The following is a 21,986-nucleotide window of genomic DNA, read 5'->3' as shown; positions in this document are numbered from 1 at the left end:
GCCGAGATGAGCACAGTCGATTCCACCGATTCCACCGCCGCCGGCCAGGGCCGCGCGGAGCACGCCGGGACCGCCGCCTTCGGCACCGTGCTGGTCGCCAACCGGGGCGAGATCGCCGTACGGATCATCCGCACGCTGCGCGAGCTGGGGATGCGGTCGGCCGCCGCCTTCACCGCGGCGGACGCCGAGGCGCGGCACGTCCGGGAGGCCGACACCGCGGTGCGGGTGGAGAGCTATCTGTCCGCCTCCGACCTGGTGCGGGCGGCGCTCGCCGCCGGGGCCGAGGCCGTGCACCCCGGCTACGGCTTCCTCGCGGAGAACGCCGCCTTCGCCCGGGCGTGCGCCGAGGCGGGCCTGGTCTTCGTGGGACCGCCCGCGGCCGCGATCGAGCTGATGGGCGACAAGATCCGGGCCAAGGAGACGGTACGGGCGGCCGGGGTGCCGGTGGTGCCCGGAAGCCAGGGCAGCGGGCTGACCGACGCCCAGCTGGCCGAGGCCGCGCGGGAGATCGGCGTGCCGGTGCTGCTGAAGCCGTCGGCGGGCGGCGGCGGCAAGGGCATGCGGCTGGTACGGGACACCGCGCTGCTGGCCGAGGAGATCGCCGCGGCCCGGCGGGAGGCCCTGGGGTCGTTCGGTGACGACACGCTGCTCGTGGAGCGCTGGATCGACCGGCCGCGGCACATCGAGATCCAGGTGCTGGCCGACGGGCACGGCGGGGTGGTGCATCTGGGCGAGCGCGAGTGCTCCCTCCAGCGGCGGCACCAGAAGGTCGTCGAGGAGGCGCCCTCGGTGCTGCTGGACGCGGCCACCAGGGCGGCGATGGGCGAGGCCGCGGTGCAGGCGGCCCGGTCCTGCGGGTACACGGGTGCGGGGACGGTGGAGTTCATCGTGCCGGGCGCCGATCCTTCGGCGTACTACTTCATGGAGATGAACACCCGGCTCCAGGTCGAGCATCCGGTCACCGAGCTGGTGACGGGGCTGGATCTGGTCGCCTGGCAGTTGCGGGTGGCGGCGGGTGAGCGGCTGGACTTCGCGCAGGAGGACGTCACGCTCAGCGGACACGCGGTGGAGGCGCGGGTGTGCGCGGAGACGGCGCGGCCGGCGGACGGGCGGGTCGACTTCCTGCCCTCGGCGGGCCGGGCGCTGGCGCTGCGCGAGCCGGTGGGGCGGCCCGGGGTGCGGGTGGACTCCGGGCTCGCGGAGGGCACGGACGTGGGCACCGCCTACGACCCGATGCTGGCCAAGGTCGTCGCGCACGGTCCCGACCGGGAGACGGCGCTGCGGCGGCTGCGGGCGGCGCTGGCGGAGACGGAGGTGCTGGGCCTCGACACCAACACCGGTTTCCTGCGGCGGCTGCTCGGCCATCCGGCGGTGGTGGCAGGGGATCTGGACACCGGGCTGATCGACCGGGAGGCGGCCCGGCTGGTGCCGTCCGAGGTGCCGCAGGAGGTGTACACGGCGGCGGCGTTGCTGCGCCACGAGGCCCTGGCGCCGCGGCCCGGCCCGGAGGGCTGGACGGACCCCTTCTCGGTGCCCAGCGGCTGGCGGCTCGGCGGGGAACCGGCCTGGACGGTGCATCACCTGCGGGTGCCGGGGCGGGATCCGGTGGAGGTGCGGGTACGGCCGGGCGAGGTGCGGGTCGGTGACGGGCCCGCGGTGCCCGCCCGGATCACGGTCGACGGCCCGCGGGTGCGGCTGGAGCTGGCGGACCGGATGCTGGCCTTCTCGCACGCGGGCGAATGGCTCGGGCGGGAGGGCGACAGCTGGCGGGTGCGGCCGTACGACCCGGTGGCCGAGGCGCTGCGGGGTGCGGCGCTGGGTGCGGGCGGCGGAGCGCTGTCGGCGCCGATGCCGGGGACGGTCACGGTGGTGAAGGTGGCCAAGGGCGACGAGGTGGTGGCGGGCCAGAGCCTGCTGGTGGTGGAGGCGATGAAGATGGAGCACGTGATCACCGCGCCGCACGACGGGACGGTGACCGAGATCGATGTCGCCGTGGGCGCGGCGGTGGCGATGGACCAGGTGCTCGCCGTGGTGGCCCCGGCGGGGCAGGGGCAGGGCGGCCCGGACGGCGCGGCGCAGGGTGGTCCGGGGGCGGAAGCGGGCCGGGGTGCGGTGGCCGGGGGTGCGTCATGAGGGCGGCGGACGAGGTGGCCGGCGACGGCGGCGGTGCGGCGGAGCCCGGGGTGCTGGAGCTGGGGCTGCCGGCGCCGGTGCGGGCGGACGGGTTGCCGCGCAGGGTGCGCATTCACGAGGTGGGGGCGCGCGACGGGCTGCAGAACGAGAAGGCGGTGGTGCCGACCGCGGTGAAGGCGGAGTTCGTGCACCGGCTGGCGGACGCGGGGCTGGGGACGGTCGAGGCGACGAGTTTCGTACGGCCGAGCTGGGTGCCCCAACTGGCCGACGCCGCCGAGCTGATGCCGCTGCTCGCCGACCTGGCGGGGCGGGATCCCGCGGTGCGGCTGCCGGTGCTGGTGCCCAACGAGCGCGGCCTGGAGCGGGCGCTCGATCTGGGGGTGCGGGAGATCGCGGTCTTCGGGAGCGCCACGGAGTCCTTCGCGCGGGCGAATCTGAACCGGACGGTGGCGCAGTCGCTGGAGATGTTCGAGCCGGTCGTGGCGCGGGCCGGGCAGGAGGGGCTGGCGGTGCGCGGCTACCTGTCGATGTGCTTCGGCGACCCGTGGGAGGGTCCGGTGCCGCCGGCGCAGGTCGCCGCGGTGGCCCGGCGCCTGTACGCGATGGGCTGCACGGAGCTGAGCCTCGGCGACACGATCGGGGTGGCGACACCCGGGCAGGTGGCGGCGCTGCTGGACGAACTGACGGGATCGGACGGGCCGATCCCGGTGGAACGGCTGGCCGTCCACTTCCACGACACCTACGGGCAGGCGCTGGCGAACACGCTGGCCGCCCTCCAACGGGGCGTGACCGTGGTGGACGCCTCGGCCGGCGGGCTCGGCGGCTGCCCGTACGCGAAGAGCGCCACCGGAAACCTCGCCACGGAGGACCTGGTCTGGATGCTGGACGGACTCGGCATCGACACCGGGGTCGACCTCGACCGCCTCAGCGCCACAAGCGTCTGGATGGCGGAGCAGTTGGGACGGCCGAGCCCGTCCCGTACCGTCCGCGCCCTCACCCACCGGGAGCAGTAGCCATGACCATCGACCACCGGCTGTCCGAGGAGTACGAGGAGCTGCGCGTCACCGTCGCGGAGTTCGCCCGCGAGGTGATCGCCCCGGCGATCGGGGACTTCTACGAGAAGGAGGAGTTCCCGTACGAGATCGTGCGGGAGATGGGGCGGATGGGGCTGTTCGGGCTGCCCTTCCCCGAGGAGTACGGCGGGATGGGCGGGGATTACTTCGCGCTGTGCCTGGCGCTGGAGGAGATCGCCCGGGTGGACTCCTCGGTCGCGATCACGCTGGAGGCCGGGGTGTCGCTGGGGGCGATGCCGGTCTTCCGGTTCGGCACGGAGGAGCAGAAGCAGGAGTGGCTGCCCAAGCTGTGCTCGGGCGAGATGCTCGGGGCCTTCGGTTTGACGGAGCCGGACTGCGGGTCGGACGCGGGCGGCACGCGCACCACCGCCCGGCTCGACGAGAGCACCGGCCAGTGGGTGATCAACGGCACCAAGAGCTTCATCACCAACTCCGGCACGGACATCACCGGGCTGGTGACGGTGACCGCGGTGACGGGGCGGAAGGACGACGGGCGGCCGCTGATCTCGTCGATCATCGTGCCGTCCGGCACACCGGGCTTCACGGTGTCGAAGAAGTACAGCAAGGTCGGGTGGAACGCGTCGGACACCCGGGAGCTGTCCTTCTCCGACTGCCGGGTCCCGGCGGGAAATCTGCTCGGCGAGCAGGGCCGCGGCTATGCGCAGTTCCTGCGCATCCTCGACGAGGGACGGATCGCGATCTCCGCGCTGGCCACGGGGCTGGCACAGGGCTGCGTGGACGAGTCGGTGCGGTACGCGCGGACCCGGGAGGCCTTCGGCCGGCCGATCGGCGCCAACCAGGCCATCCAGTTCAAGCTCGCCGACATGGAGATGCGCGCGCACACCGCGCGGCTGGCGTGGCGGGACGCGGCGTCCCGGCTGGTGCACCGGGAGCCGTTCAAGAAGGAGGCCGCCCTCGCCAAGCTCTACTCCTGCGAGGTGGCCGTGACCAACGCCCGCGAAGCTACGCAGATCCACGGCGGCTACGGCTTCATGAACGACTACCCGGTGGCGCGGATGTGGCGCGACTCCAAGATCCTGGAGATCGGCGAGGGGACGAGCGAGGTCCAGCGGATGCTGATCGCCCGGGAGCTGGGACTGACCGGCTGAGCCCCCCGGATCCGACGGAGGCCCCGGAGCCGGCCGGGCGCCGTCCGGATCCGACCGGGCGCTGTCCCGATCCGACCCGATACAGGGCATTTCTGCGCCCGCCGTCACTCCTTTGGCCGTTCCTGAGCTGCCATCCTGCCCGGAATCGGGCAGGATTCTTGCAAAGCGAAGATCATCACACCAGTATCAACGGGTGCTCGAACGCCGGACCCCGTACGACGACCTGATCGACCACCTGGTGCGCACCACGCCGCTGCACCGCGGCGAGGCGTCCCGGGTCGTCCTGGACGTCCTGGCGTACTTCGACGAGACGACGGAGGAGTTCGTCCGCCGCAGACACCGCGAGCTCCAGGCGAAAGGCCTGGTCAACGCGGAGATCTTCGCGCGGATCGGCGAGGAGCTGCCGCACCGCGCGGTCGCGCCCGCCGGGCTCTCCCAGCGCCAGCTCCGCCGCATCGTCTACGGCTGAGAAGACCCCGGGCACCAGGGCAAGCAAGGCGTCAGGGCATCAGGGCTTCAGGGACAAGCGCAGGACGACGGAGAGGGACGGACGGCTCATGTGCGGAATCGTCGGGTACATCGGCAAGCGTGATGTGGCCCCACTGCTGCTGGAGGGCTTGCAGCGGCTGGAGTACCGCGGTTACGACTCGGCCGGCATCGTCATCACCGGCAAGTCGGGCGAGCTGCGGACGGTCAAGGCCAAGGGCCGGGTGCGGGAGCTGGAGTCGCGCATCCCCAAGCGCTTCGCCGGTACCACCGGCATCGCCCACACCCGCTGGGCCACCCACGGCGCGCCCAGCGACGTCAACGCGCACCCGCACCTGGACGCCGGGGAGAAGGTCGCCGTCGTCCACAACGGCATCATCGACAACGCCTCCGAGCTGCGCATCCGGCTCACGGCCGAGGGTGTCGTCTTCGCCTCCGAGACCGACACCGAGGTGCTGGCCCATCTCATCGCCCGGTCCGCCGCCGAGACGCTGGAGAAGAAGGTCAGCGAGGCGCTGCGCTCGGTCGAGGGCACGTACGGCATCGCGGTGCTGCACCAGGACTTCCCGGGCCGGATCGTCGTGGCCCGCAACGGCTCGCCCGTGGTGCTGGGGATCGGCGAGAAGGAGATGTTCGTCGCCTCCGACGTGGCCGCGCTCGTCGCCCACACCCGGCAGGTCGTGACCCTCGGCGACGGCGAGATGGCCACCCTCAAGGCCGACGACTTCCGCACCTACACCACCGAGGGCTCGCAGACGACGGCGACGCCGACCACGGTGGAGTGGGAGGCCGAGTCGTACGACATGGGCGGCCACGACACCTACATGCACAAGGAGATCTTCGAGCAGGCCGAGGCCGTCGACCGGGTGCTGCGCGGCCGGATCGACGACCGCTTTGCGACCGTCCACCTGGGCGGTCTCAACATGGACGCGCGCGACGCGCGCAGCGTGCGCCGCATCAAGATCCTCGGCTGCGGCACCAGCTACCACGCCGGGCAGATCGGCGCGGGCCTGATCGAGGAGCTGGCGCGCATCCCCGCGGACGCCGAGCCCGCCTCGGAATTCCGCTACCGCAACCCGGTGGTCGACCCCGACACCCTCTACGTCGCGGTGTCGCAGTCCGGCGAGACGTACGACGTGCTGGCGGCCGTCCAGGAGCTCAAGCGCAAGGGCGCCCGGGTGCTGGGCGTGGTCAACGTCGTGGGCTCGGCGATCGCCCGCGAGGCGGACGGCGGCACGTACGTGCACGCCGGGCCCGAGGTGTGCGTGGTGTCCACCAAGTGCTTCACCAACACCGTTGTCTCCTTCGCGCTGCTGGCCCTGCATCTCGGCCGGGTGCGCGATCTGTCGGTCACCGACGGGCGGCGGATCATCGAGGGGCTGCGCCGGCTGCCGGCGCAGATCGAGGAGATCCTCAAGACCGAGCAGGACATCAAGCAGCTGGCCAAGTCGTACGCCGACGCGCACTCGATGCTCTTCATCGGCCGGGTCCGCGGCTACCCGGTCGCACGCGAGGCGTCGCTGAAGCTCAAGGAGGTCAGCTACATCCACGCCGAGGCCTACCCCGCCTCCGAGCTCAAGCACGGGCCGCTGGCGCTGATCGACCCGTCGATGCCGACCGTCGCGATCGTGCCCGACGACGACCTGCTGGAGAAGAACCGCGCGGCGATGGAGGAGATCAAGGCCAGGAACGGCCGGATCCTGGCGGTCGCGCACCAGGTGCAGGAGAAGGCGGACCACACGATCGTGGTGCCCAAGAACGAGGACGAGCTGGACCCGATCCTCATGGGCATCCCGCTCCAGCTCTTCGCCTACCACACCGCGCTCGCGCTGGGCCGCGACATCGACAAGCCGCGCAACCTGGCGAAGTCCGTCACCGTGGAGTAGCCGCACCGGGCGCGGGAGCGTACGTGCGCGTACGCCCCCGCGCCCGAGCGCGTACGCGCACGCCCTACGGGATGACGACGACCGGGCGCTGCGCCCGGCGGGCGAGGCGGCCGGCGACCGAGCCGAAGATCCGCCCGGCCAGCCCGTGGGTGCCGCCGACCACGATGGCGTCGGCCTCGTACTCCCGGCCGACCTCCTCCAACTCGTGGCAGATGTCGCCGCCGCGCTCCACCAGCACCCAGGAGATCTCGGCGAGGTGGTCCGAGCAGGCCAGCTCCAGGCCGAGCACCTCGGTGCGGTGGTCGGGGACGTCGACGAAGACCGGTGGCTCGCAGCCCGCCCACACCGTGGCCGGCAGCCGGTTGGCCACATGCACGATGATCAGGGCGGACGCCGTCCTGCGGGCCATGCCCACGGCGTACGCGAGCGCGCGCTCGCTGGAGACGGACCCGTCGAACCCGACGACGACACCGTGCCGGAAGGCCGGATCGCAAGGGTGCCGGGCGGGCGCCTGTTCGGGCAGCGCCGCGGCCGATTCGGCTAGCGGCCTGCGATCGGCGGGCTCGGGGAAGTCATGACCGGCCATGATGCGGATTCTCGGCGAGGGCGGCGCTGACGCGCCGAGCAACGGACAGGACGGGTCGTGCGGGTCGGTCCGCCGGACCGGCCGGTTTGGGCCAGTTCGCCACTTCCCGTCCCGCTCTCTCCAGAGTACGGCTGTAAGGACCGCCTGCACAGGTTCGGCAGCGTCTCCACCGGTCGCGTACCCGGAGTTCCCAGGAGAATGCCGGAGCGGCGCCGCGAGCGCAACGCCATCCCGCCAACCCGCGGCACGGCGCGGCGCACCGGAGCATCCCGGGGGCGCATCGGATCACCCGCGGGCGGCCGCGCGCCGTGAGACGGTCATACCCGCTGCTGCCACGGGATATCCACCGGATTCACCCGTTCCGTGCGGCAGTTGGCGGCGCGCCAGGGAGCCGCCCCGCGCGCGCCCGGCCGCCTTGTACGCGCCCCGCGCTCCTGAAGGTCGATTTTCGGCCAACTTCCGGGCCATGCACCGGCGTTCGGTTGGACGCCCGCTAACACCTCTGTCACCTGCGGTTCTACGATGCGGCGTGTCGCGGGTGACGCACTGCGTGGCCGAAGTGACGGGAGGCGTACTTCCCTCAGCGCGCAACGAGTGAAACGCTTCGTGATCGAATGCTTTACGCCACGTTGTCTTGTCGATTTGCCGTCAGGTGACAATGACGTCACTGACGCCCCACCTGACACAGTAGATTTGATCTTGGGTGGCCGCGCGGGGGGTACGTGCAGGACCGAGGTGACGACGCGTCGATTCGAGGGGGGCTTGAGCTCCATGAGCCAGGAGTCCGGTTCCGTTACGGCGACGGAGAGCCTGTCGCAGGCACCATCGGCATCGCCTCGCGCCATCCGTAAGCTCTCCGCGCGCCGGCGACCCGAGGTCGTGGCGGTGCTGCTGTTCAGCGGTGGCCCGATCTTCGAGAGTTCCATACCGCTGTCCGTCTTCGGGATAGACCGGCAGGACGCCGGGGTGCCGCGCTACCGGCTCCTGGTCTGCGCCGGCGAGGACGGGCCGCTGCGCACTACCGGCGGTCTCGAACTGACCGCGCCCTACGGCCTGGAGGCGCTCTCCCGGGCCGGCACGGTCGTCGTGCCGACCTGGCGGTCGATCTCCCAGGCCCCGCCGCCCGAGGCGCTGGAGTCGATCCGCCGCGCCCACGAGGAGGGCGCCCGCATCATCGGCCTGTGCACCGGCGCCTTCGTGCTGGCCGCGGCCGGGCTGCTGGACGGCAGGCCCGCCACCACGCACTGGATGTACGCGCCCACGCTCGCCAAGCGCTACCCGTCCGTGCACGTCGACCCGCGCGAGCTGTTCGTCGACGACGGCGACGTGCTGACGTCGGCCGGCACCGCCGCCGGTATCGACCTGTGCCTGCACGTGGTGCGCACCGACCACGGCGGCGAGGCGGCCGCGGCGCTCGCCCGCCGGCTGGTCGTGCCGCCGCGCCGGTCCGACTGGCAAACGGGCCAGCGGCACCTGGACCGCTCTTTACCGGAGGAGATCGGCGCCGACCCGCTCGCCGAGGTCGTCGCCTGGGCGCTGGAGCACCTCCACGAGCAGTTCGACGTGGAGGCGCTGGCCGCGCGCGCGTACATGAGCCGGCGGACCTTCGACCGGCGCTTCCGCTCGCTCACCGGCAGCGCGCCGCTCCAGTGGCTGATCACCCAGCGGGTGCTCCAGGCGCAGCGGCTGCTGGAGACGTCGGACTACTCGGTGGACGAGGTCGCGGGCCGCTGCGGCTTCCGCTCCCCGGTGGCGCTGCGCGGCCACTTCCGGCGGCAGCTCGGCTCCTCCCCCGCGTCCTACCGGGCCGCCTACCGGGCCCGCAGGCCGCAGGACGAGCCGGAGCGGCACCAGCCGCCCGCCGACCTGTCCGCGCTGCGCCGGGGCCCCGCGCCGACCGGTGCGGCGGCGCTGGCGGGGCACCATACGCCGGTCTCGCAGCTGCTCGCGCCGCCGGGCAAACCGGAGAGCGACGCCTATGCCGCGCGCGTGCCCGACCAGCCGGGGCGGGGTGAGCCGCAGGACGGGCCCGCCCGCTCCCGGCTGCGCGGCGCACGCGGTCTGGGCGCCGCACTGCCGGGACCGCGTGACCGCCCCGTAGGGTGAGACGCATGAACGACCGGATGGTGTGGATCGACTGTGAGATGACGGGGCTGTCACTGGCGCAGGACGCGCTGATCGAGGTGGCCGCCCTCGTCACCGACTCGGAGCTGAACGTGCTCGGGGAGGGGGTGGACGTCGTGATCCGCCCCCCCGCCGAGGCGCTCGACACCATGCCGGACGTGGTCCGGGCCATGCACACCGCCTCCGGCCTGCTCGACGAGCTGGCCGGCGGGATGGCGCTGGCCGAGGCCGAGCGGATCGTGCTCGACTATGTGCGCTCGCACGTCGCCGAGCCGCGCAAGGCTCCGCTGTGCGGGAATTCGGTGTCCACCGACCGCGGCTTCCTCGCGCGGGACATGCCCACGCTGGAGCAGCACCTGCACTACCGGATCGTGGACGTCTCCTCGGTCAAGGAGCTGGCCCGCCGCTGGTATCCGCGGGCCTACTTCAACAGCCCCGAGAAGAACGGCAACCACCGCGCCCTCGCCGACATCCGCGAGTCGATCGCCGAGCTGCGCTACTACCGCGAGGCCGTCTTCGTCCCGCAGCCCGGCCCCGACACGGACACCGCCCGCGCGATCGCCGCCCGCCACGTCCTCCCGTCGGAAGGCCCGGCCGCGCACTGACCCGGCCGCCGCGGGACCCGCACGGAGCCCCCGCGGGACCCGTACAAAAGCAGGGCGCGACCACCCCTCGCCACCCTGTACACTTTTCGAGGCGACGCCACCCCGGAAGATCACCGGGGCGACGTGCCGCCGATGGTGGGTGTAGCTCAGCTGGTAGAGCACCTGGTTGTGGTCCAGGATGCCGCGGGTTCGAGTCCCGTCACTCACCCCACCGAGGCCCCGGTCCGCGCAAGCGGGCCGGGGCCTCGCCGTTGTACGCAGCGGCTCTTTCGCGCTCGCAGGGCGGGTGGACTGCGGGCCGGTCGAGAAGGACCGGAAAACGCTCCCGTGAGTGGCGGGGTGGCGCCGGGGGCGGTAAAGGCGCGGGGCTCAGGGCGTGAGGCCGAGGGAGGCGACGAGGTCGCGCATCTCGTCGGCGTAGACGGCCGCCGGGTCGTGCACGAGGGCGCCCAGGTGGCCGTAGATCTCCAGGGCCATGAGGCCGTGCATACGGCCCCACATCCGCAGGGTCAGGGCGAGGCCGGCCGGGGGGAGGTCGGGGAAGTCCTCGCGGGCGTGGGCGGCCAGGCCCGCGTCGAAGTCCTCCCAGGTGTAGGCGCGGCCGTCCGGCTGGAGCGGACCGGCCGCGGGCCAGGCGGCGGCGACGAGGCCGATGAGGCCGGTGCAGGCGCGTAGTTCGGCGGATCTGCCGGGGCCGTCGTCGGGCGGGCGGTAGCCGGACACCGGGTCGCCGTAGATCAGCTTGAAGCCCGCCGGGTCGGCCAGCGCCCATGTGCGCATCGCCTGCGCCCACGCCAGGATCCGGGCGCCCGGCCGGTCCTCGGGGACGGCGTCGCGGGCGGATTCCGCGGCCTCCACCGCCGCGGTGTAGACGTCGCCGATCAACGTGGTGACCAGGTCGTCGCGGGTGCGGAAGTAGCTGTAGATCGCGCCGGCCGTCATCCCCATGTCGCGCGCGATGGCCCGCAGCGAGAGGGCGTCGGGGCCGCCGTCGGCCATGAGCCCGAGCGCGACCGCCTTGATCTCCGCGGTCGTCTGGGCGCGCATCCGCTCCCGGCGGCTCACCGGCTTCCCGGCCCCTGCCGTCCCCGTCCCAGCACCCGCTGTCCCTGTCTCGGCCACGGTTGACACTTTACAGGGTTGGACTACTGTACGGCGTGCCGTTTATTGAACGGCGTGTAGTAATTTTACGGCTCTAGGAGTCACATGGACCGGGACCGGCAACGCCTTGGGCTGCTGGCCTTGACGCAGCTCATCGTCGCTCTCGACTACAACATCGTGTACGTGGCGCTCCCCGACATCGGGGACGCGCTCGGCTTCGGCCCGCAGTCCGTGCAGTGGGTGGTCAGCGCCTACGCCGTCGGGCTCGGCGGGCTGCTCCTGTTCGGCGGGCGGGCCGTGGACCGGCTCGGCGCCCGCCGGATGTTCATGACCGGGCTGGCGCTGTACGGCGTCGCCTCCCTGGCCGGCGGCCTCGCGCCGAGCGCCGGGGTGCTCATCGCCGCCCGCGCGGTGCAGGGCGTGGGTGGGGCGCTGCTGACCCCCGCGACGCTCACGCTCGTCTACCGCGGCTTCGCCGAGGGACCGGCCCGCAACCGGGCGCTGGGCGCCTGGGGCATGGCGGGCAGCGCGGGCCTGGCGACCGGCTCGCTGCTGGGCGGGGTGCTGACCGAATACCTCGGCTGGGAGTGGGTGTTCTTCGTCAACGTGCCCCTCGCGCTGGGATGCGCGCTGGCCGCGCCCCGGCTGCTGCCCGCCGATCCGCCCCGCACCCGGGGCGCCTTCGACCTCCCGGGCGCCGCGCTGGCCACCGCCGGGTCGGTGCTGCTGGTCCTCGGACTGGCGAGCGGCCCGCAGGCCGGCTGGCTGTCGCTGCGCGGCGCCGGGGCGCTGGGGGCCGGGGCGGTGCTGATCGGCGTCCTGCTGTACGTGGAGGCGCGCACCCGCGACCCGCTGATCCCGCTGAAGCTGGCGCGCGGCCGCAACCTGTCCACCACGATGATCGTGATCGCCCTCTTCCAGGGCACCCTCGGCGGCGGCTTCTACATCCTGACGTCCTACCTCCAACCGGTCCGCGGCTACAGCGCGTTGCAGACCGGGCTGACGTTCCTGCCGCTGACACTGGTCTGCATGGCCGCGGCCCTCAAGGCCGCCCCGGTCCTGCTCGGCCGCTTCGGGGTCCGCACCACGCTCGCCGCCTCCACGGTCGGAACGGGCGCAGGCATCGCCGTGATGGTCGCGGGCACCACGTCCGGCGGCGGGTTCTGGACGCTGCTGCCCGGCAGCGTCGTGTGGGGCCTGTTCGGCGGCGTCGCCTTCGTCACCCTCTTCGCCTCCGCCGGATCCGGTGTCGCGCCCCACGAGCAGGGCGTCGCCTCCGGGCTGGCCAGTACCGCCAAGGAGGTCGGCGGCGCGATGGGCCTGGCCGCCTTCGTCGCGATCACCACCGGCTCGCCGCACCTCCTCGACGGCCTGCACGCCGCGGGCTGGACCGCCGCGGCGGCCACCGTCGTCGCCGGCCTGATCGCCCTGGCCCTGAAGGACCCCAGCCCCCAGCCCAACCCCGGCCCCTCCCCCGCCCTCGAAGGAGCAACCCGATGAGCACCACCGACCCGACGAGCACCCCCGGCCCACTCGGCACCGCCGATCTGATCGCCGCCTACATCGCCGTCTGGAACGAGCGGGACGCCGCCGCCCGCGAGACCCTCATGGGGACCGTCCTCACCGACGACTGCTTCTACTCCGACCCCGACCACGCGGGCCTGCACGGGCATGCCGAGCTGTCGCAGGCGATCGGCCTGGCCCACACCAAGCTCGGCGACCTGCGCTTCACCCTCGGCAGCCTGATCGGCGTCCACCACGACCGGGCGCTGTTCACCTGGCAGTTGGGCACCGTGGCCACCGGCTACGACGTGGTCGACTTCGACGGGGACCGCATCCGCAGTGTCGTGGGCTTCTTCGTCTGAGCGGCCCTGCTCCTGACGGCGCGTACCCCCCGGCACCGTACGGTCGGGGGGTACGGCGGCGGAGGAGTCGAGGGAGAGGGCACGCGGTGCTGATCGACACGGTGGCGTGGGTGCGGACCGAGGGCGGGCGGGTGCTGTGCGCGCGGCCGCGGGGGAAGGGGGTCTTCTACGTCCCGGGCGGCAAGCGGGAGGGAGCCGAGAGCGATCTGGAGACGCTCGTGCGGGAGATCCGGGAGGAGCTGGACGTCGTGCTCGACCCGGGGACGGCCGCGCACACCGGGACGTACGAGGCGGGCGTGGACGGCGGTCTCGTGCGGATGGCCTGCTACACCGCGGAATACCGCGGGGAGCTGATGCCCAGCAGCGAGATCGAGGAGATCGCCTGGTTCGGCTACGCCGACCGGCCGCTCGTGCCGCCCGTCGACCAGCTGCTCTTCGACGACCTCAGGGACGCCGGGCTGCTGGTCTGACCCCCTCCGCCGCGGACTCCTGGGCGGCCAGCAGGTCGTCGGCGTGGGCCAGCGTCCAGGCGGCGAGGGCGTGCAGGGGGCCGTCGACGAAGGTCACGCCGAGCGGCGTGAGGGCGTAGTCGACGTGGGGCGGGGCCGCGGGGTGCGCCTGACGGGCCACCAGGCCGTTCGCCTGGAGGCGGCGCAGGGTCTCCGTCAGCGCCTTGTCGCTCGCGCCGCCCAGCCACGTCAGCAGGTCGCGGCGGCGGCGCGGGCCCGGACGCAGGCCCGCCAGCACCACCGCGTCCCAGGTGTGCGCCAGCAGGTCGGTGGCGGCCCGCAGCCCGCAGTCGGCGAGGAAGGGCGGCCCGGGCGGCAGCGGCGGCGGACTGCTCGCGGCGCAGGAGGCCGCGGCCTCCCCGGGCACGGCCGGGCTCTTCGTCGCAGGCGTCATACCCCCATCGTGCCGCAGCCGTTCCCTACCGGGCGGTGCGTATCGGCCTGCCTACCGTCCTGCCGAGACAGCAGGACAGGAAACGTCACAGGGGAGCAGGACGATGCGGATCGGCATTCTGGGCACAGGCACACTCGCGGTCGCGCTGGGCGCGGCCTGGGGGCGCGCAGGGCACGAGATACGGGTCGGGGGACGCTCGCGGGAGCGCGCCGCGGGCGCGGCGGCGGCGATGGGCGGGGCGGCGGGCGCCGTGGAGCCCCGGGAGGCGGTGGAGGGGGCGGACGCGGTGCTCGTCGCCGTCGCCTGGGAGGGGCTCGCGGACATCCTCGGGCTCGCGGGCGCGGCCGACGGGACGCTGTCCGGCACGCCGCTGCTCGACCCCACCAACGCGGTCGCGCACGGCGTCGGTGAACTCCTCACCGGCGACGGTCGCTCGGCCGCCGAGCACATCGCGGACCTCGCGCCGGGCGCGCACGTCGTCAAGGCCTTCCACCTCTTCGCCGCCGACCAGTGGAGCGGCGGCCGCGAGCCCGTCACGGTGGCGATGGCCGGGGACGACGCCGGTGCGCTCGCGGCGGCCGCGAAGCTGGTGGAGGACGCGGGCGGGCGGCCCGCCGTGGTCGGGCCGCTGCGCCGGGCCCGGCAGTTGGAGGAGGTGGCCGGATTCGTCATCGGCCTGGTCTTCGCGGGCGTCGACCCGTCCTCGGCGGTGCCGAGCGTCCCGGCGTAAGGGGGCGCGCGGGCCGCCGGGAGCGCTCCCCGTGCGTTCCCGGCGGCGTAAGGCTCACAGGCATGGACGACACCACGGCCCCGCGCAAAAAGCGCCGGACGACACCACGGCCCCGCGCCCTCCCAGTGCCCAGGGAGGTGCGGGGCCGCGGCCGGGGTCCCGGAGGGAGCGGGGCGGCCGGGCGGCTGTCAGGAGGCCCGGGTCATCTCCCGCCCCGGCTCCCGCCGGGAGTACGGATCACGCGCCGAAGAGCAGACCGTAGGCTCCCATCGCCATGGCGATGTCGGCCTGGGCCCAGAAGCGGTGATAGGTGAAGCTGGGCGCGGCGCCGCCGTCGAGATAGGCCTGCACCTTCGACCAGTTCGGGTCGTTCTTGTAGAAGGACCGCAGCTCGATGAAGGTCGAGTTGGAGTCGATCTTGTCGCCGTTGGGCATCGTGCCGGAGAAGCTGGACGGCACGTAGACCGGGTCGTCGAACCGGTTGTAGTCGGTCCGGGTCTCCGGGGTCGCGATGCCCAGCGGGTCCTGGTAGTTGGTCCACATGCCGTCGAGCAGCTGCTTGGCCATGGTCTTGGCGGCCGTGCTGCCGGACTTGGCGGCGTAGTAGGACAGCGTCTTGGCGTAGGCCGCCGTGACGCCCAGGTCGTTGCCGTAGGCCGAGACCGTCACGTGCAGACCGGCGTTGGTGCCCGGGCTGGACGCGTTCCAGGTGTCCGGCTGGCCGGTCCACTGGAGGTCGGACGGGATCTTGAAGGTGCCGTCCGCGTTGACGGTGGTCTCGGACATGGCCCAGGTGACCCACTTGTCGAGGATCTTCTTGGCCTTGGCGTCACCGGTCTGCTGGTAGTACTCCGCGACCCGCTCCATCGACCAGGCCTGCATGCCGAACCACTGGTTCGACGGCGGGTCGTGGTAGACGGGCTCCCAGTCGTACGCCATCCCGTAGAAGGTGGGCGTGCCGGCCGGGGGCTGGCCGTAGGCGCCGTCCCAGCTGTTGGTGGCGCCGCCGGCGATGGCGCCCTCGGAGGACTGCAGCCACTGGTAGAACTCCAGCTGCCGGCTGAGGCTCGTGGTCCAGTCGGCCTTGCCGGTCGCGGACTTCGGGGCCATGGCCGTGTCGGTGGTCAGCGCGTAGGCCGCCAGCGGGTTCTGGTAGCCGAAGTGCGAGGCGCCGTCACCGATGCGCCAGGACCAGCCGCCGCCGGTGCCGGACGAGCCGCCCCAGGCGTAGTACCAGGACAGCAGGTAGTGCTCGCTGTCCTTGCCGGTGCCGGCCGCGCAGGTGCTCGGGTTGGTGCAGTTGCCGATCTTCTTGAAGTACTTGTCGAAGAACGAGTACCGCAGGTAGTCGCCCATCTTGCCGGCCTTGGCGACGGTCGCCGCGACGTCCGCCTTCTTGCCCTGCGCGGTGGCCCACTGGTCGGCCCAGTACGCGGCCTGGATCGCGCGTGCGTCGGCGTCGGGGGCGTCGGTGTACTTCCACTGCTGCGCGTAGTTCGAGTCACCCGTGAAGAGGTCCAGGTAACCGTTCTTGCCGCCGTACTTGAACGCGTCGCAGGTCGGCTGCGGCACGGTCTCCCACACCGACTCCTGCGCACCGCGCTGGAAGGTGTTGATGTACGACGGGCCGTCCGCGTTCGGGCCCAGCTCGCAGCCGCCACCGGGCGTGTCACCGTAGCCGTAGACGTTGTCCACGTCCTCCAGCCAGTGCATGCCGTAGATGTCGTCAGAGCCGTAGGCCGACTTCAGCTCGCCCGCGATCGGGTCCACGCCGACCTTGATGTTGCCGTCGAGCTGCGACGGGTAGTCGCTCGGCAGCGGGTGCTCGGGGGCGTAGGTGGCCGGCGCGCTCGGGTTGTACGAGCTGCCGGTCGGCTGGTCCGCGTGGGTGGGGATCATGTACTTCTCCATGGTGCCCCAGGACGCGTTGAACTTGCTCCAGTCACCGCTGACCTGCCCGTACATGGCCTGCAGCCAGATCATGTACGAATACGCCTCGGACGTGGTCTCGTGACCGTAGTCCGGGGCCTCGACCATGAGCGTCTCGACCGAGTGGTACGGGATGCCCTCGGGCGAGAAGTAGCCGCTCGACGGGTCGGTGATCTTGCTGTAGAGCGACAGGAAGCGCGCCGCGTAGTCACCGGTCGCGGCGATCTCGCTGACCGAGACCGTCGCGGTGCTGTAGCCGGTGGCGGTGGCCGAGAAGGTGGCCGCGCCGGTGCCGGAGGCGTTGGCGGCGACGGTCACGTTCTGCGCGGTGGACCAGTTGGACGGGGTGAAGGTCAGGCTTCCCCCGGACTGGACGCTCAGCCCGCTGTTGCCCGCGGTCCGCGCGACGGCGACCGTCACGTTGGCCGCCGGGGCACCGGACAGCTTCACGCCGAAGGTGCCGGTCTTGCCCTGCTGGACCGACAGCGTCGTGGGCGAGGCCACGATCGCCGGGCCGCTCGCGACGTGCACGCCCACCGGGGTCGACTCGGCGGACGCGCCCAGGCTGTCGTAGGCCTTGGCGTAGACCGAGTAGTCACCGGCCGGGACGCTCGCCCAGTCGAACGTGTACGGCGAGGTGGTGTCGGTGCCCAGCAGCGTGGTGTCGTTGTAGAACTCCACCTTGCTGATCGTGGCGCTGTCCGCCGCGACCGCGGTCGCGGCCAGCGGGATCGTGGCGCCCGCGCTGTAGGTGGCACCGGCCGACGGGCTGGTGAGCACCGGCAGCGGCGGCTGGTGCGCGCCACCGCACACCGTGCCGTTGACGCTGAAGGACGTCGGCGCGGTGTTGGTGCCGCTGTAGTTGAAGTTGGCGCTGGTGGTGACGTTCGCGTTGGCGGCGATCGTCCCGTTCCAGTCGAGCGACTTGACGGTGACGGCCTTGCCGGACTGCGACCAGGTGCCGTTCCAGCCGCTCTGCAGCGTCTGGTTGCCGGTGTAGGAGTACGTCAGCGTCCAGCCGCTGATCGCGCTGCTGCCCAGGTTGGTGATCTTGGCGTTGGCGGTGAAGCCGGAGCCCCAGTCCTGGGTGGTGTAGTCGACGCTGCACGACAGTCCCGCGGCGTGCGCGGAGCCGCCGGCGGCCACCGTCATGCCGAGCGGCAGGGCGAGCGCGGCGGCCAGGGCCGTCAGCAGCTTCGTGACCCGCCGTCCCGGCCTTCTCAGGATCGGTCTTCCTCTTGCCATGCGGGAGGTCTCCTCGCGCTGGGGTGTGGGGGGATGGGTGGTGCTTCTCAAGCTGTGAACCAGTGGGAGCGCTCCCACCATCAAGGCGTTGCCGAATACCTGTCAAGAGGTGAAGCACAAAGCCCTGCTGGGGGGCCTGCGATGTGCACTAGTCGGTGTGTGCGGCGCACAGTCGGCAGATGGCCGGGATGTCCCCCCTACCCTTGGACGGCACTTGACGCTAGGGTCGTGCGCCGGACCAGTGGGAGCGCGTCCACTTCTTGGTGACGTCCACCGGCGCCCGGCACGGGCACCGCGGACGGCACCCTTCCTCGATCCCCCCACTTCACGAGGAGTCGCTCATGCGACGACCCACGCGCACCGCGGCGCTCGCCGTCGCGGCCGTGAGTACGGCGGCGGCAGCCGCCGCCCTGCTCCCCGCACTCGGCGCCACCGCGGCGGGAGCCGCACCGGCCTGCGCCGTTTCCTACTCGGTGACGAACCAGTGGGACGCGGGCTTCCAGGGCAACGTTGTCATCACCAACAACTCCGCTCCCACCACCAGCTGGAAGCTCGGCTTCGCCTTCTCCGGCGGCCAGAAGGTCACCCAGGGCTGGAACGCCGCCTGGACCCAGTCGGGCACCGCCGTGACCGCGGCCTCCGAGTCGTACAACGGCGTGATCCCCACCGGCGGCACCGTCAGCGCCGGCTTCCTCGGCAGCTGGTCGGGCAGCAACCCGGCGCCGACGAGCTTCACGCTCAACGGCGTCACCTGCAACGTGGACGGCGGCGGCACCACGCCCCCGACCACACCGCCGACGACGCCGCCCACCACTCCCCCGACGACGCCCCCCACGACGCCGCCGACCACACCTCCGACCACGCCGCCCGGCGGTGACACCGCGCCGCCCAAGCTGCACGTGTCCGGCAACAAGCTGCTCGACTCGACCGGCAAGCAGGTCGTGCTGCACGGCGTGAACCGCTCCGGCACCGAATTCGCCTGCGCGCAGGGCAACGGCATCTTCGACGGCCCGGTCGACGACGCCGCGATCAACGCCATCACCAGCTGGAAGGGCGTCACCGCGGTCCGCGTGCCGCTCAACGAGGACTGCTGGGAGGGCCTGAGCTACGTGCCCGCGGCGGACGGCGGCGCCAACTACATCGCGGCGATCACCGGTTGGGTCAACCGGCTGGTCGCGCACGGCATCACGCCGATCGTCGAGCTGCACTGGACGCACGGCCTCTACACGGGCAACTCGGCGGGCTGCACCGACGTCAACGCCACCTGCCAGAAGCCGATGCCGGACGCGCAGTACGCGATCCCGTTCTGGACCAGCGTGGCCAACACGTTCAAGTCGAACACCTCGATCGTCTTCGACCTGTTCAACGAGCCCTACCCGGACCGCGCGACGTCCACCACCGACCAGGCCTGGGCCTGCTGGAAGGACGGCGGCACCTGCCCCGGCATCAATTACGAGGTGGCGGGTATGCAGGACATGCTGGACGCCGTCCGCGGCACCGGCGCGCAGAACGTCGTCCTGATGGGCGGCCTGGCCTACTCCAACGACCTGACCGGGTGGCTGGCGCACGAGCCGACCGACCCGACCGGCAATCTGGCCGCGGCCGTGCACGTCTACAACTTCAACTCATGCGCGAACAGCTCCTGCTGGGATTCCCAGCTGGCGCCGGTCGCCGCGAAGGTGCCGCTGGTGGCCGGTGAGATCGGCGAGAACACCTGCGGGCACACCTTCGTCGACAGCTTCATGAGCTGGCTGGACAGCCACCAGCTGGGCTACCTGGGCTGGACGTGGAACACCTGGGACTGCTCGTCCGGCCCGTCGCTGATCTCCAGCTACGACGGCACCGCGACGGCGTACGGCCTGGGTCTGAAGAACCACCTGGCGTCGCTGGGCTGACCCGGCGGCACCCCGAGAACGGGGGCGGTCCCGTGCATGGATGGCGTGCACGGGCCCGCCCCTCCCGCTTTCCCGGGGCCGACCGGCGCCCGACCCGTGCCTGAGCTGCGCCTGAGCTGCGCCTGAGCGTCAACTTCCGCCCCGGGCGCATCCGTTCGAGACTCGTACTCGTTGCAGGCACCAACTGGCCATTATTGAACAACTTATTGACGCGCCCATGGGCTCCTTGTATACATCACCTCGCCGAGAGAGCGCTCTCATCCCGCTCCGCCGGCCTCCGGCACGGACCCCCCACCCGGTTGAGGAGAACACATGTCAGGCAGTACATCCCTGCTGGTGCGCAGGCCGGCGGGGCACCGCCGCGGGCGCCAGCCGTATCTCGTCCTCACCGCCCTGCTGGCACTGCTGGCCGGGCTCGTCCTGGTCGTCGGCTCGCAGTCGCCGGCCCGCGCGGCGGGCACCCTGCTCTCGCAGGGCAAGCCGGCCACCGCGTCGTCGACCGAGAACGCCGGCACCCCGGCCTCCGCGGCCGTGGACGGCAACACCGGCACCCGCTGGTCCAGCGCGGCGTCCGATCCCCAGTGGCTCCAGGTGGACCTCGGCAGCAGCCAGGCCATCAGCCAGGTGACGCTCAACTGGGAGACGGCCTACGCCAAGGCGTTCACGATCCAGACGTCCGCCAACGGCACGAACTGGACCACGGTCTACTCCACCACCACCGGCACCGGCGGCGTGCAGAACCTCGCCGTAAACGGTTCCGGCCGCTACGTGCGGATCAACGGCACCGTACGGGCCACGCAGTGGGGCTACTCGCTGTGGGAGTTCCAGGTCTACGGCGGAGGCGGCACCCAGCCCGGCGCCTGCACCACCACGAACGTCGCGCAGGGCAAGTCGGCCGTGGCGTCCTCCACCGAGAACGCCGGCACCCCGGCCTCCGCGGCGGTCGACGGCAACACCGGCACCCGCTGGTCCAGCGCCTTCAGCGACCCGCAGTGGCTGCGGGTCGACCTCGGCTCGTCGCAGCAGATCTGCGGCGTCGGGCTGAACTGGGAGGCGGCCTACGCGACCGGCTACCAGATCCAGGTCTCCGACAGCGCCGACGGCCCGTGGACGAACGTCTACTCCACGACCACCTCGACCGGCGGCGTGCAGAAGCTGGACGTGACCGGCACCGGCCGCTTCGTCCGGGTCAACACCACCGCGCGGGCCACCGCGTACGGCGTGTCGCTGTGGGAGTTCCAGGTCTTCACCACCACCGGCGGCACGACCGACGGCGGCGGGAACAACGGCGGCACCACGGGCGGCAGCACCGGCGGCACGACCCCGCCCGACAGCTTCTGGGGCACCACCGACGACATCCCGGCCGCGCACAACGTCATGGAGCTGAAGATCCTCAACCGGACCAACGGCGCCTACCCGGACAGCCAGGTCTACTGGAGCTTCAACGGCCAGGTCCACTCGATCGCCGAGCAGCCGTACTTCGACATGCCGGCGAACTCCTCGGGCCGGATGTACTTCTACGTCGGCTCGCCGAACAGCCAGTACAACGACTTCATCGAGTTCACGATCGGCGCGAACGTCTTCAACGGCAACACCACCCGGGTCGACGCCTGGGCGCTGCCGCTGGCCATCCGGCTGCACTCGCACGACGGCCAGGACATCCAGCTCGGCGACAGCCAGGACCTGTTCACCATGAGCCGCGACCAGGTCTTCCAGTCCTTCCAGAACGCGGTGCCGCAGCAGTTCAAGGTGCTCGCGCAGACCCAGGCGCCCTACCGGATCATCGCCCCGGGCAGCGACCCGAGCTTCCGTGAGGGCGGGGTGAACGCGAACTACTTCACCGCGTACGCCCAGTCGGTCGGCGTCAACGAGCCCACCTCGAACATCTTTGGCTGCGCCGGCTCCATGGGCGCCGACGCCGCCAAGTGCGCCGCGCTCAACCGGCACACCGCGACGCTGCCCGCCGACCAGCAGCAGGACCCGACCAAGTTCTACAGCGGCGACCCGGCCAACTGGTACGCCAAGTACTGGCACGACCACGGCATCAACCACCTCGCGTACGGCTTCCCGTACGACGACGTGGCCGGCCAGGCCGCGTACGCCTCGCAGCAGAACCCGCAGTGGATGGAGGTCGCGGTCGGCTTCTAGCCGGCCCCGTACTTCGCAGCCCCCCAGGAGTTCCCCGGTTCCCCCCACATCCCCCCACAAAGCCGGGGGCGGGCCCGGTGCACACGCCATGTGCACCGTCCCCGCCCCCGGCGGTCCGCCCTCGCGGGGGCCCTACGAGGCCCCTCGCGGCCCCGCGGCCGCCGGACG

At 72.2% G+C, this 21,986-nt stretch carries 17 protein-coding genes and 1 tRNA gene; 14 read left to right on the top strand and 4 right to left on the bottom strand.

All coding sequences use genetic code 11. The annotated features are described in order from the left end of the window. Window positions 1–6: 6 nt before the first annotated feature. The 5 genes from ACH4SL_RS09320 (at window position 7) to glmS (ending at window position 6,687) form a co-directional block, all read left to right on the top strand. Window positions 7–2,133 carry an acetyl/propionyl/methylcrotonyl-CoA carboxylase subunit alpha gene (locus ACH4SL_RS09320; protein WP_398442971.1) on the top strand — a complete coding sequence of 709 codons (2,127 nt, stop codon included), beginning with the start codon at window positions 7–9 and terminating at the stop codon, window positions 2,131–2,133. Then, complete coding sequence (locus tag ACH4SL_RS09315) at window positions 2,130–3,146, top strand: hydroxymethylglutaryl-CoA lyase (RefSeq protein ID WP_398442969.1); 1,017 nt, start codon at window positions 2,130–2,132, stop codon at window positions 3,144–3,146. Before ACH4SL_RS09320 ends, ACH4SL_RS09315 begins: the two co-directional genes overlap by 4 nt. Window positions 3,147–3,154: 8 nt before the next feature. Further along, complete coding sequence (locus tag ACH4SL_RS09310; RefSeq protein WP_398444062.1) at window positions 3,155–4,315, top strand: acyl-CoA dehydrogenase family protein; 1,161 nt, start codon at window positions 3,155–3,157, stop codon at window positions 4,313–4,315. Between the two features lie 193 nt (window positions 4,316–4,508). After that, on the top strand, window positions 4,509–4,784 hold the full coding sequence (locus tag ACH4SL_RS09305) for a hypothetical protein (protein ID WP_398442967.1): 276 nt from the start codon (window positions 4,509–4,511) through the stop codon (window positions 4,782–4,784). Window positions 4,785–4,872: 88 nt separating this feature from the next. Beyond that, window positions 4,873–6,687, top strand: coding sequence for a glutamine--fructose-6-phosphate transaminase (isomerizing) (gene glmS, locus ACH4SL_RS09300; protein WP_398442965.1), 1,815 nt, complete (start codon window positions 4,873–4,875; stop codon window positions 6,685–6,687). A 64-nt stretch (window positions 6,688–6,751) separates the two neighbouring features. Here the strand turns inward: glmS and ACH4SL_RS09295 are convergent, their stop codons facing one another. Continuing rightward, complete coding sequence (locus ACH4SL_RS09295) at window positions 6,752–7,273, bottom strand: universal stress protein (protein WP_031514753.1); 522 nt, start codon at window positions 7,271–7,273, stop codon at window positions 6,752–6,754. 771 nt (window positions 7,274–8,044) lie between these two features. Between ACH4SL_RS09295 and ACH4SL_RS09290 the strand changes: the two genes are divergently transcribed. The 3 genes from ACH4SL_RS09290 to ACH4SL_RS09280 all read left to right on the top strand — a co-directional run bounded on the left by ACH4SL_RS09290 (window position 8,045) and on the right by ACH4SL_RS09280 (window position 10,213). Continuing rightward, a complete protein-coding gene (locus ACH4SL_RS09290) occupies window positions 8,045–9,379 on the top strand; it encodes a helix-turn-helix domain-containing protein (protein WP_398442962.1) in 1,335 nt (444 codons plus the stop codon). Between the two features lie 5 nt (window positions 9,380–9,384). Beyond that, on the top strand, window positions 9,385–10,002 hold the full coding sequence (gene orn / locus ACH4SL_RS09285) for an oligoribonuclease (protein ID WP_398442960.1): 618 nt from the start codon (window positions 9,385–9,387) through the stop codon (window positions 10,000–10,002). A gap of 135 nt (window positions 10,003–10,137) precedes the next feature. After that, window positions 10,138–10,213 (top strand) — tRNA-His (locus ACH4SL_RS09280). Window positions 10,214–10,371: 158 nt separating this feature from the next. Here the strand turns inward: ACH4SL_RS09280 and ACH4SL_RS09275 are convergent. Then, entirely contained in the window at window positions 10,372–11,124 is a 753-nt protein-coding gene (locus ACH4SL_RS09275; RefSeq protein ID WP_398442958.1) for a TetR/AcrR family transcriptional regulator, read from the bottom strand. Window positions 11,125–11,208: 84 nt separating this feature from the next. Between ACH4SL_RS09275 and ACH4SL_RS09270 the strand changes: the two genes are divergently transcribed. From ACH4SL_RS09270 to ACH4SL_RS09260, 3 genes are all read left to right on the top strand, one after another. After that, window positions 11,209–12,603 carry an MFS transporter gene (locus ACH4SL_RS09270; protein ID WP_398442956.1) on the top strand — a complete coding sequence of 465 codons (1,395 nt, stop codon included), beginning with the start codon at window positions 11,209–11,211 and terminating at the stop codon, window positions 12,601–12,603. Continuing rightward, complete coding sequence (locus ACH4SL_RS09265) at window positions 12,600–12,968, top strand: nuclear transport factor 2 family protein (protein WP_398442954.1); 369 nt, start codon at window positions 12,600–12,602, stop codon at window positions 12,966–12,968. Before ACH4SL_RS09270 ends, ACH4SL_RS09265 begins: the two co-directional genes overlap by 4 nt. Window positions 12,969–13,054: 86 nt before the next feature. Beyond that, the gene (locus tag ACH4SL_RS09260) at window positions 13,055–13,438 is read left to right on the top strand and encodes an NUDIX domain-containing protein (RefSeq protein WP_398442952.1); all 384 of its coding nucleotides are present in this window, start codon (window positions 13,055–13,057) and stop codon (window positions 13,436–13,438) included. Here ACH4SL_RS09260 and ACH4SL_RS09255 read toward each other — a convergent pair. Then, window positions 13,413–13,871, bottom strand: coding sequence for a winged helix-turn-helix transcriptional regulator (locus tag ACH4SL_RS09255; protein WP_398442950.1), 459 nt, complete (start codon window positions 13,869–13,871; stop codon window positions 13,413–13,415). The genes ACH4SL_RS09260 and ACH4SL_RS09255 overlap by 26 nt on opposite strands. A 103-nt stretch (window positions 13,872–13,974) precedes the next feature. On the opposite strand from ACH4SL_RS09255, the gene ACH4SL_RS09250 reads away from it, so the two are divergent. Beyond that, window positions 13,975–14,601: an NADPH-dependent F420 reductase gene (locus ACH4SL_RS09250; protein ID WP_398442948.1), complete on the top strand. Its 627-nt coding sequence runs from the start codon at window positions 13,975–13,977 to the stop codon at window positions 14,599–14,601. A gap of 237 nt (window positions 14,602–14,838) precedes the next feature. On the opposite strand, the gene ACH4SL_RS09245 is transcribed toward ACH4SL_RS09250, so the two are convergent. Further along, on the bottom strand, window positions 14,839–17,775 hold the full coding sequence (locus ACH4SL_RS09245) for a glycoside hydrolase family 48 protein (protein ID WP_398442946.1): 2,937 nt from the start codon (window positions 17,773–17,775) through the stop codon (window positions 14,839–14,841). Between the two features lie 341 nt (window positions 17,776–18,116). On the opposite strand from ACH4SL_RS09245, the gene ACH4SL_RS09240 reads away from it, so the two are divergent. Together ACH4SL_RS09240 and ACH4SL_RS09235 are read left to right on the top strand one after the other, a co-directional pair. Next, entirely contained in the window at window positions 18,117–19,670 is a 1,554-nt protein-coding gene (locus ACH4SL_RS09240) for a cellulose binding domain-containing protein (RefSeq protein WP_398442944.1), read from the top strand. Window positions 19,671–19,982: 312 nt separating this feature from the next. Continuing rightward, window positions 19,983–21,818 carry a discoidin domain-containing protein gene (locus tag ACH4SL_RS09235; RefSeq protein ID WP_398442942.1) on the top strand — a complete coding sequence of 612 codons (1,836 nt, stop codon included), beginning with the start codon at window positions 19,983–19,985 and terminating at the stop codon, window positions 21,816–21,818. Window positions 21,819–21,986 lie beyond the last annotated feature (168 nt).

The sequence above is a fragment of the Streptomyces sp. NPDC021020 genome (assembly GCF_044333285.1).
In the GTDB taxonomy this organism is placed as follows: domain Bacteria; phylum Actinomycetota; class Actinomycetes; order Streptomycetales; family Streptomycetaceae; genus Actinacidiphila.
Note: the sequence above shows the minus strand (reverse complement) of the source record. Positions and strands in the feature narration are given on the sequence as shown.

Bases quoted from the DNA above. Each gene is read 5' to 3' on its own strand.
- orn (WP_398442960.1), top strand. From the start codon at position 9,385: ATGAACGACCGGATGGTGTGGATCGACTGTGAGATGACGGGGCTGTCA.
- ACH4SL_RS09255 (WP_398442950.1), bottom strand. From the start codon at position 13,871: ATGACGCCTGCGACGAAGAGCCCGGCCGTGCCCGGGGAGGCCGCGGCC.
- ACH4SL_RS09240 (WP_398442944.1), top strand. From the start codon at position 18,117: ATGCGACGACCCACGCGCACCGCGGCGCTCGCCGTCGCGGCCGTGAGT.
- ACH4SL_RS09250 (WP_398442948.1), top strand. From the start codon at position 13,975: ATGCGGATCGGCATTCTGGGCACAGGCACACTCGCGGTCGCGCTGGGC.
- ACH4SL_RS09295 (WP_031514753.1), bottom strand. From the start codon at position 7,273: ATGGCCGGTCATGACTTCCCCGAGCCCGCCGATCGCAGGCCGCTAGCC.
- ACH4SL_RS09245 (WP_398442946.1), bottom strand. From the start codon at position 17,775: ATGGCAAGAGGAAGACCGATCCTGAGAAGGCCGGGACGGCGGGTCACG.
- ACH4SL_RS09320 (WP_398442971.1), top strand. From the start codon at position 7: ATGAGCACAGTCGATTCCACCGATTCCACCGCCGCCGGCCAGGGCCGC.
- glmS (WP_398442965.1), top strand. From the start codon at position 4,873: ATGTGCGGAATCGTCGGGTACATCGGCAAGCGTGATGTGGCCCCACTG.
- ACH4SL_RS09315 (WP_398442969.1), top strand. From the start codon at position 2,130: ATGAGGGCGGCGGACGAGGTGGCCGGCGACGGCGGCGGTGCGGCGGAG.
- ACH4SL_RS09270 (WP_398442956.1), top strand. From the start codon at position 11,209: ATGGACCGGGACCGGCAACGCCTTGGGCTGCTGGCCTTGACGCAGCTC.
- ACH4SL_RS09290 (WP_398442962.1), top strand. From the start codon at position 8,045: ATGAGCCAGGAGTCCGGTTCCGTTACGGCGACGGAGAGCCTGTCGCAG.
- ACH4SL_RS09235 (WP_398442942.1), top strand. From the start codon at position 19,983: ATGTCAGGCAGTACATCCCTGCTGGTGCGCAGGCCGGCGGGGCACCGC.
- ACH4SL_RS09265 (WP_398442954.1), top strand. From the start codon at position 12,600: ATGAGCACCACCGACCCGACGAGCACCCCCGGCCCACTCGGCACCGCC.